This is a genomic window from Burkholderia sp. LMG 13014, from assembly GCF_905232215.1.
Lineage (GTDB): Bacteria > Pseudomonadota > Gammaproteobacteria > Burkholderiales > Burkholderiaceae > Burkholderia.
Window position 1 is genome coordinate 1 of sequence record NZ_CAJNKE010000817.1, and the last position, 2126, is coordinate 2126.

Here is a 2126-nt window from a genome sequence, read left to right on the forward strand (position 1 = left end):
AATTCGACCTCGAAATGATCGGCCGGAAAATCGGGCGGGCTCTCGCCGCGCAGGAACGCAGCCCGCTGGCGCTGCAGGTACGCGTCGTTCTTCGCGCAACCGGGCGCGGCCGCGATGTACATCACGTTGCTGTCGCCATTGCCGCGATGCGCATCCTCGACCGCGTGCACGACGTCGCCATGCCAGAACACCGCGTCGCCCGGCTCCATGTGCGGGATCGGCACCAGTGCGTCGAGCAGCAGCGCGTGCCATTCGGGCCGGATCGACAGCGCGCGGCCCGGACGCGCGCCGCACAGGTCGTCATCGGCGACATCGTCCTGCAGCGCGCGCAGCACGACGTAGGCCATCGCGTTCGCGACCGGGATCAACTGCAGCGTGCCGTCGCCGGGCCCCTGCGGCGTCAGCGCGGTCCAGCCCTGGAACGTGCGGAACATCGAGCACACGGCCGGCGACGGGATCTCCTCGACGTCCGGGCGGAACGCCGCATCGAACGGGTCGTAATCGCGCCAGCGGCCGGCCAGCACGTGACGGTAGACCTGGCGGAAATTCGCGCCGAGCCAGCGTTCGACGGAACCGCCGTCGACGTGCGGCGACAGCCCGAGCGACGTCGAGCCGGGCGGGCGGCGACGAATCCGGTCCGCATAGGCCGGCACCTGTTCGGGATCGAAGTGGGTACGCCCGCCTTCCGCGTGTCGCCACAGGCGGTTCAGGAATACGCGCGCCTGGGTCAGCGCCAGAGACTGGCGCGCAGCCACCTGCGGCTTCGACCAGTAGACACCGTAGATCTGCGGCTTGCCCGAGGCGAGATTGCCGAAATAGCGGTCTTCGGCACGCGCATGCAGCCGCTCCGCGAAGCGGTTCGCGTCCAGGTACGCGCCGATCTCGTCGTTCCAGTCGCGCGCCTGCTGCACACCGAATGCGCCGCGGATCACGACCGCGCCATGCGTGCGGATCGCCGCAACCGCGTGCGGATCGACGGTCCCGCCCGCGATGTCCGCGAACGGCACCACCGGAATCACGTCACGGCCATGCGCATGCGCGCGGCGGATCGCGTCGACCTGCCGCGCGATATCGCCCTCCAGTTCGCGGAACGTGGCCGCATAACCGGGCAAATCGGTGCGCAGCCCCCTTTTCGCCGCGCGAATCGCGGCAGGCAGGTCGTCAATCGTCAGTTGCATCGTGGTCTCCTCGCTGACAGGTGTCGTGATGTGCTGTCAGCGTACGGCCGGTGCGCGACCGCAATTACCGCTATTCGGCCAACTATCGATACAATCCTGACAACCGTACGTCACTCCGGACGATGGCAGACCACGCACAGCTTGTTGCCGTCCGGATCGCGGAAATAGGCGCCGTAGTAGTCGCGGTGATAGTCCGGCCGCAGGCCCGGCGGCCCTTCGCAGGTGCCGCCGTGGCGCAGCGCGAGCGCGTGGCAGCGATCGACGTGCGCGCGCGTCGGTGCAACGAACGCAATCGTGTGGCCATTGCCCGGTTCGGGCGCGCGGCCGTCGAGCGGCTGGCCGAAGAAGAACAGCGGCCGGTCGGCATCGGCCGGCATCCAGCCCGACCAGCCGTCCGGCTCGCGGAATTTCAGGCGCAACCCGAGCTCCGCGAACAGCGGCGCATAGAAATCGTAGGCGCGCGCGGTGTCGGTCACACCCACGCAAACATGTGAAAACATCGCATCGCTCCGTCGTGACGAATGCTCACGATCATGCCACGGCGCGATGCCCGCCCTCGCCCGGAGGCCGCGATGAAACCGCAGTACGAGCACGTGACGTTCGCCCCCGGCTGTTCGATCCGCGTGTATCACCGCCAGCTCGCCCGCATTCCGTTCGAATGGCATCGCCATCCGGAATACGAACTGACGCTGACGCTCAACAGCCGCGGCCGGCGCTTCATCGGCGATCACGTCGCGCACTACGCGGACGACGACCTGGTGCTCGTGCCGCCCAACCTGCCGCATACGTGGTCGTCGAACGCACGCATCGATCGCGAGGCGCCCGAAGTCGCGCTCGTCATCTGGTTCGACGGCGACTGGGTACGACGGCTGGCCGACTGTTGCCCCGAATACGCGCCGCTGCGCTCGCTGCTACGGCGTGCCGCTCCGGGCCTGCGCTTCGACCCGG

At 68.4% G+C, this 2126-nt stretch carries 3 protein-coding genes; 1 reads left to right on the forward strand and 2 read right to left on the reverse strand.

The genetic code is table 11. The annotated features are described in order from the left end of the window. Positions 1-1178: DUF1479 domain-containing protein (locus JYJ84_RS34945; protein WP_205190148.1), on the reverse strand; the 1178-nt coding region annotated here is incomplete at its 3' end. A 110-nt stretch (positions 1179-1288) separates the two neighbouring features. Further along, entirely contained in the window at positions 1289-1678 is a 390-nt protein-coding gene (locus JYJ84_RS34950; protein ID WP_174971955.1) for a VOC family protein, read from the reverse strand. A gap of 72 nt (positions 1679-1750) precedes the next feature. On the opposite strand from JYJ84_RS34950, the gene JYJ84_RS34955 reads away from it, so the two are divergent. Beyond that, positions 1751-2126: cupin domain-containing protein (locus tag JYJ84_RS34955; protein ID WP_205190149.1), on the forward strand; the 376-nt coding region annotated here is incomplete at its 3' end.